10 protein-coding genes and 1 tRNA gene are annotated in these 6,000 nt (G+C 56.4%); 6 read left to right on the plus strand and 5 right to left on the minus strand.

Annotated features, from left to right (window positions below):
* Positions 1 to 104 precede the first annotated feature (104 nt).
* Positions 105 to 827 carry a lysophospholipid acyltransferase family protein gene (locus AC0Z4S_RS25415; protein ID WP_485625003.1) on the minus strand — a complete coding sequence of 241 codons (723 nt, stop codon included), beginning with the start codon at positions 825 to 827 and terminating at the stop codon, positions 105 to 107.
* Positions 828 to 1,047: 220 nt separating this feature from the next.
* Positions 1,048 to 1,737, minus strand: coding sequence for a crotonase/enoyl-CoA hydratase family protein (locus AC0Z4S_RS25420; protein WP_471879464.1), 690 nt, complete (start codon positions 1,735 to 1,737; stop codon positions 1,048 to 1,050).
* A gap of 296 nt (positions 1,738 to 2,033) precedes the next feature.
* Between AC0Z4S_RS25420 and AC0Z4S_RS25425 the strand changes: the two genes are divergently transcribed.
* Positions 2,034 to 2,123 (plus strand) — tRNA-Ser (locus tag AC0Z4S_RS25425).
* A gap of 150 nt (positions 2,124 to 2,273) precedes the next feature.
* A complete protein-coding gene (locus tag AC0Z4S_RS25430) occupies positions 2,274 to 2,594 on the plus strand; it encodes a YbjQ family protein (protein ID WP_016773801.1) in 321 nt (106 codons plus the stop codon).
* Between the two features lie 56 nt (positions 2,595 to 2,650).
* Here AC0Z4S_RS25430 and AC0Z4S_RS25435 read toward each other — a convergent pair whose 3' ends face one another.
* Positions 2,651 to 2,929 carry a hypothetical protein gene (locus AC0Z4S_RS25435; RefSeq protein ID WP_485625004.1) on the minus strand — a complete coding sequence of 93 codons (279 nt, stop codon included), beginning with the start codon at positions 2,927 to 2,929 and terminating at the stop codon, positions 2,651 to 2,653.
* 220 nt (positions 2,930 to 3,149) lie between these two features.
* Here AC0Z4S_RS25435 and AC0Z4S_RS25440 point away from each other — a divergent pair, with 220 nt between their 5' ends.
* The 4 genes from AC0Z4S_RS25440 (at position 3,150) to AC0Z4S_RS25455 (ending at position 4,850) form a co-directional block, all read left to right on the plus strand.
* Positions 3,150 to 3,338 carry a hypothetical protein gene (locus AC0Z4S_RS25440; RefSeq protein ID WP_253500604.1) on the plus strand — a complete coding sequence of 63 codons (189 nt, stop codon included), beginning with the start codon at positions 3,150 to 3,152 and terminating at the stop codon, positions 3,336 to 3,338.
* A 300-nt stretch (positions 3,339 to 3,638) separates the two neighbouring features.
* Positions 3,639 to 4,010: a hypothetical protein gene (locus AC0Z4S_RS25445; protein ID WP_016773803.1), complete on the plus strand. Its 372-nt coding sequence runs from the start codon at positions 3,639 to 3,641 to the stop codon at positions 4,008 to 4,010.
* A gap of 134 nt (positions 4,011 to 4,144) precedes the next feature.
* Positions 4,145 to 4,564 carry a YMGG-like glycine zipper-containing protein gene (locus AC0Z4S_RS25450; RefSeq protein WP_024012287.1) on the plus strand — a complete coding sequence of 140 codons (420 nt, stop codon included), beginning with the start codon at positions 4,145 to 4,147 and terminating at the stop codon, positions 4,562 to 4,564.
* A 118-nt stretch (positions 4,565 to 4,682) separates the two neighbouring features.
* Positions 4,683 to 4,850 carry a hypothetical protein gene (locus AC0Z4S_RS25455; protein WP_016773805.1) on the plus strand — a complete coding sequence of 56 codons (168 nt, stop codon included), beginning with the start codon at positions 4,683 to 4,685 and terminating at the stop codon, positions 4,848 to 4,850.
* Between the two features lie 147 nt (positions 4,851 to 4,997).
* On the opposite strand, the gene AC0Z4S_RS25460 is transcribed toward AC0Z4S_RS25455, so the two are convergent.
* Positions 4,998 to 5,300 (minus strand): contact-dependent growth inhibition system immunity protein, encoded by a 303-nt coding sequence (locus AC0Z4S_RS25460; RefSeq protein WP_485625005.1) that lies wholly within the window; start codon positions 5,298 to 5,300, stop codon positions 4,998 to 5,000.
* Positions 5,301 to 5,368: 68 nt separating this feature from the next.
* The coding region (locus tag AC0Z4S_RS25465; RefSeq protein WP_485625006.1) for an RHS repeat-associated core domain-containing protein at positions 5,369 to 6,000 on the minus strand (632 nt) is incomplete at its 5' end.

A 6,000-nucleotide genomic window follows, 5' to 3' on the forward strand; every position in this document is an offset into this window, starting at 1 on the left:
CAGGGGAACATGGCTTCAGCTTAGCCGTGTCGCTGCTTGAGAGTCAGTGAAACTTCTACAGTTCACCCGGCAAAAGAAAACCCGCACAGGGCGGGTTTGTTTTTTCACGCGGCTTGCAGTTGCCGATCCATCGACTCGATGCACTCACGCATCTGCTCGCGGCATCGCTCGATGAGCAGCGGCATGTCATCCATGCTCAATCCGACTGTAGGAATAGCGGGCAAGGAGCGTATGAGAACGTCGCCGCTGCGCCAGCGATTCAAGCGCATGTGCTTGACGTAACTACTCACGCACACCGGAACGATTGGCACGCCGGCGGCAATTGCCATCTGGAAGGCGCCTTTCTTGAAGGGCAACAAATCTTCACCGAGGTTGCGGGTGCCTTCCGGAAATACCCAGATCGAGGTGTCTTCGTTTTGCAGAGTGTGAGTGGTCGTCAGCATCGACTGCCGTGCCTTGTGCGCATTGCCACGGTCGATCAACACATTGCCGGCCAGCCAGAACAACTGGCCGAACAGCGGCACCCACTTCAGGCTTTTCTTGCCGATACACACGGTGCGGCGCGGGACGACGTTGCCGAACACGAACAGATCGTAGTTGGACTGGTGGTTGGCGATGATCACGCAGCTGTCAGGTTTGTTCATCAACCCGTTGACCTCTGACTTGACCCGCAAACGCAGGATACGCATCGCCGGCAAGGCGTAGAGGCGGGCGCAGAGTCGGCTGTTGTCCGGGTTGAACGGGCGGCACAAGCCAAGGATCACGCCCATCACGCCGGCCAGAATAAAGTGCAGGCCCATCAACAACATACGAAACACGAACAGCATTTTTGCAGGCCTACCGGGACAAAAGGTGGCGCAGTGTACGGATGTGCACTGTTTTCGGCAATTGCCCCTGTAGAGTCAGGAGATGGCCGATGTTTAAGCGCATGTTTCAGCGTTGCCTGTCAGGCGCGTCCTAGAGCTTTTAGCGAATATTCAACGCTGAACGTAAGAAAAAGCCCGACACGAGGGTCGGGCTATCTGTCACCGGCAGATTCTGAACGGATCAGCCCAGATGCTGCTGATCCTGCAGGATCGCATCGTCGAGGGTTTCCAGCAGTTGCTTGCGCACTTTGAGCTTGGTGTTCTTGTGCGCGAGCATATTGATCTTCTTCAACTGACGCGCGGCAGCCAGGGCGGCGCCCTGCAATTCTTCGCCAGTGACGACTTTGTCGAGGAAGCCTGCATCAACGGCACTTTGCGGATCGAACATCTCGCCATTGATTACCGAGCGATGGAAAGCCGAACGCCGCAAGCGATCGCGTGCCAGCTCAATGCCGGCGTGGTGCATGGTCATGCCGATCTGCACTTCGTTCAGACCGATGCTGAACGGGCCGTCGACACCAATGCGGTAATCGGCGGACAACAGCAGAAAAGCACCCTTGGCCACGGCGTGTCCCGGACAGGCAACGATCACCGGAAACGGGTGAGAGAGCAGGCGACGGGCCAGCGTCGAACCTGCTGTCACCAACGCAACGGCCTCTTTCGGACCGGCCGTCATCACCTTCAGGTCATAACCGCCCGAGAGAATCCCCGGCTGCCCGGTAATGATCACCACGGCGCGATCCGCCACCGCCTGATCCAGCGCCGCGTTAAACGCCGCAATCACATCCGGAGAAATCGCGTTGACCTTGCCATTGTTCAGGGTCAGGGTCGCGATACCGTCTTCGAGGTGGTAGGCAATCAACTCGCTCATGACGCTATTCCTTATTAGAAAGATGGGCAGACGTTACCCACCGCCGCAGGCCAGGTAAAGCGCCGTGACTGACCTGCCGGTCACCGTTTTGCGCTTCAGCCAGCGCCGTGCGCCTCTTGCCTTCTAGAAAGGAAGCGCGCGGCCCACCCGAGATTGGCGGGTTTGCCATCGTCCTCCGTGGTCGAGCGCAGCGTGCTCTCTTAAGCACATGAAAATTCTGAAAAAAAGTTTGCCATCGGAAAAGCTTTCGACTACATTAGCGCGCCTCGACAGACAGAACATGTCTGCAGAGATACGGTGAAGTGTCCGAGTGGCTTAAGGAGCACGCCTGGAAAGTGTGTATACAGGAAACTGTATCGAGAGTTCGAATCTCTCCTTCACCGCCAAATTTGATTACACAAAACCCTTGATTTCGAAAGAAGTCAGGGGTTTTGTGGTTTTTGGCGACGGGTTTTCGGTGATTGCCCGATGGGATGAGCATCACCGCAGATCGGGCATTACAATCCATCGTTCATTTTTCGGGTAGGACAATTGCCATGATCATTTCCACCACCCATTCCGTCGAGGGGCGGCAGATCACGGCCTATCTGGACATTGTCAGCGCCGAATCTGTGCAAGGGGTCAACGTGATCCGCGATATGTTCGCCGGCATGCGCGACTTCTTTGGCGGGCGGTCGCAGACGTTGGAGCGGGCTCTCAAAGAAGCACGCATTCAGGCAACCGACGAGTTGAAGGATCGAGCGCGGGCACTGCAGGCTGACGCCGTGGTCGGCGTAGATTTTGAAATCAGCATGCCGGCAGGCAAGGGCGGCATGGTCGTGGTGTTTGTCACCGGAACTGCGGTGAAGCTGCGCTGATCATTGCGTTGAAGACAAAGCCCACTCGCACGAGGAATGGGCTTTTTTCGCGTCAATCAGCCTTGAGGCTTGAGCAACACAGCGCCTCTTGAGTCGTAGGTCAGCGGTGCATCGATGGCAACGAGGGGCGGTGTCCCGTCAGGCTGCGCCGATGGTGCGGGCTCGCTGGGATGGTAGACGACGCCCGGCTGCAGAAGCGGTTTGTCCGGGTATTTGATGGTGATTTCACCCGAGGCGATCTTTTCCTTGAGTTTTTCCGCGCCGGCCTTCCCGGCAGCGATCTGCTCGTCCGTGAGTTTTACGACTGGCATGTTGGGGAATCCATTGATCTGCATGATCTCTCCTTGAGATTCATTTTTAGGAATAAGGGCAGCGGCCGTTCGATGGAAATCTTTAGCGAATGATCGCTTGCGACGCTTTTTCCGTTCGTCGGTGATCAGTTTTTCTGAACGGCAAGTCCAGTAGTGACCAGCTAGTCTCAAAAGCGCTTAGGGGCGATATTTTTCAGGCAAAACTGTTTTGCCGGTGTCGGCCCGGTTGCGTAGGGGAGAGTCTATGTCAGGTCCATTTATCGAAGATGATGGCGCAGAGTTTTCATTCAACAACTGTGTGCGCTGCGGTCAGTCGGAGTATCAGTCGGGGTTTGGCGAGGATCCGGTCACCATCGGCAAAATCAAATCCACAGCCCCCAAAGGGCCGAAAGCGAAATTCCTGCCCAAGGTCACGGCAAGGACCAGAAAGTGATTTCATCACGCACCCCGTCACTGAACGGGGTTTTTTATGTGCGCAAGAATGAGGGGGCGGGCGTTGACATTAATGTCGGTTTTTTTTCACAAACTTTTCACGTTGGCCAACGTAGTGTGAAGCCATCCGTTAGAAAGCAAGTCTCCAGCCCGTCTCCCCAGCGGGCTTTTTTTTGTCCGGCATAAAACCTTTTCCCTGATTGCGGTCCAATCGACGCTGTTGCCTGCGTCTGGACTTTCCTGCGCCGAGGGCATTAAATCCCGCTCCTTCTCGTCATCCCGTTTATTTGAGGTTTTCGTCATGCGTTTAACACTGCCTGCTCTGGTTCTTGGCCTTCTGGTTGCTCAAGGTGCGATGGCTGCCGGTGATGGCACTGCGGCGCTGGGCGGTGGCCTGGGTGGCGCGCTGGGCAACGTGGTCGGGCAGAAAATGGGCGGCAGCACCGGTGCCGCCATCGGCGCCGGCGTTGCGGGCGCAGCGGGCAGTGCCGTCGCCGCACGCAAGGGCAGCCGTACCAAAGCGGCGATCGGCGGCGGTGTCGGTGCAGCCGGGGGTTCGGTGATCGGCAACAGCTTGGGCGGCCGCAACGGCGCCACCATCGGCGCGGGTCTGGGCGGTGCGGCAGGCGGCGCAGTCGGCAGCAACCTGGGCAAAGGTCACAAGCGCCACTGAGCCTGATTGCTGGTCAGACAAGCCCGACTCGATGTCGGGCTTTTTCATGGCTGAACGTTTCGTCCGAAATCATCTCCAATCTGCATACGCCCCGCTTGGGCGGACTGTCCCGATTCGGGAACTGCGAGGTTCATATGCGATTGTCATTATCTGCACTGTTTTTTGGCTTGGTCGTGGCGCAGGGCGCGATGGCAGCCGGAGACGGCACCGCTGCGGTAGGTGGCGGTCTTGGTGGTGCGCTGGGTAATGTGGTTGGCGGACAACTCGGCGGCAGCACGGGCGCGGCGGTCGGCGCCGGTGTCGGCGGCGCGGCCGGCAGCGCCGTCGGCGCGAACAAACGCAACCGCACCGAAGCCGCAATTGGGGGCGGTCTTGGCGCAGCAGGCGGCTCGGTCGTCGGCAACAGCCTCGGCGGCTCCACCGGCTCCGCCATCGGCGCGGGCCTGGGCGGCGCAGCAGGCGGCGCGGTAGGTAACAATCTTGGCGACGACGACGGCGGATCTCATTCCGGCGGCCACAAGCACAAGAACAAACACAAAAATAAACATCGCTGATTGATCAACGGAAACCCGGCTTGGTGCCGGGTTTTTCGTGTCTGGCGGTCAGAAAGAGGAACGATTGGCGGCAGGGCTTTTCGAACGTCATACATCCCACACGCTCAAGAGGTGCGCCATGACCCCTGAAACTGAAGGTAAAGAAGAGAAGGGCCCGAGTGGATTGCCGTTTATCAATGATCCGGGGAATGAAGATCCCGGGTCGCTGATGGATGATGCGACGGTGCCGTTGAATGATGCGGATGAGGCGGATATGGAGTATGAGGAGGATGGGGATGAGCAGTGAGGGGGTGTTGTTCTGCTAATCTCCTAAGCAACCTAAAGCTCGGAAATCAGGGCCTAATTTTAGGCCCTTGGTATGTATAGCCATTATTGAGATGCGCAAAGGTAAGGCTGAGCATCTTCCTATGATTTTGGGCAACGGTTTAAGTGTCTATTGAGCCTGCTGGAGCTTGAAGGATACGTGTTTTAACCACTCCTCCCCATTTGGCCAGTCATGCCAGTAGCAGTAACTGCATCCGATCTCTTTTAGCAAAAAATCTCTCAAAGAATGCTCGCTCAAATTCAAATAGAGCAGAGCTTCAATTTCTCTTAAGACGCGATTGGTCGTTTGGGTCTCAGAGTCTGATATGAAAGACTTTACGATGTCATCCGCCACGTCAGACTCGCACATCCAGTCCTCGTGAAAATATGCACCGAGAAATTGGAATAGGCTGGGGAAATCCTCAGTTGTCATTTACAAAACCCGTCAAGATGAAATAACCAAGTGGTGAAGTTGAATCCCGGCGCAGCACTAATCTAATACTAAAAAGCGGTTCTAGCGTTCCGCTCTGTCTTAAAACACCTACACCAGCAGGAGCAGACATTCGCTGCTAGAAAGCCATCAATTGTTTCTCTATTGCTCCTGATAACATTCGAGAGCGCAGCTTCGGCCTCTGTCCTATTAAGAAACGTTGACGCAATAGGTATGTTCGGTTCATCTATTAGTCTAGCTCTTAGTTGAGCCTCCGACCTTTCTACATGCCTCTCAATAGCATGCCCACCTCGCGATCTGTGGAACTCTAAACCTCCTCCTGGAACGATTTCACTGAAAGGTCCATCGGCTTGTATTTCCCCGGGACACGGAGTGCAACTCAACCCCAACGGATCCACCCACCCCGTCGGATTCGGCACGTATTGGTACTGATTCAACCCGCCCGCCAGCTTCACCGGATCCGGGGTCAGATACCGCCCCAATCTCGGGTCGTAATACCGATGGCGGTTGTAATGCAGGCCGCTTTCAACATCGAAGTACTGCCCCTGAAAACGCAGCGGTTGGTCGAGGTAGTCTTCGCCGGCCAAGGTGACGGCGGCGACTTTGCCGTAGGCGTCGTATTGCGCGGACCAGACGATTTCGCCGCTGTAGTCGGTGAGTTCCTGTGGGGTGCCGAGGTGGT

The sequence above is a fragment of the Pseudomonas sp. 1L-B-1-E-C1 genome (genome assembly GCF_057291835.1).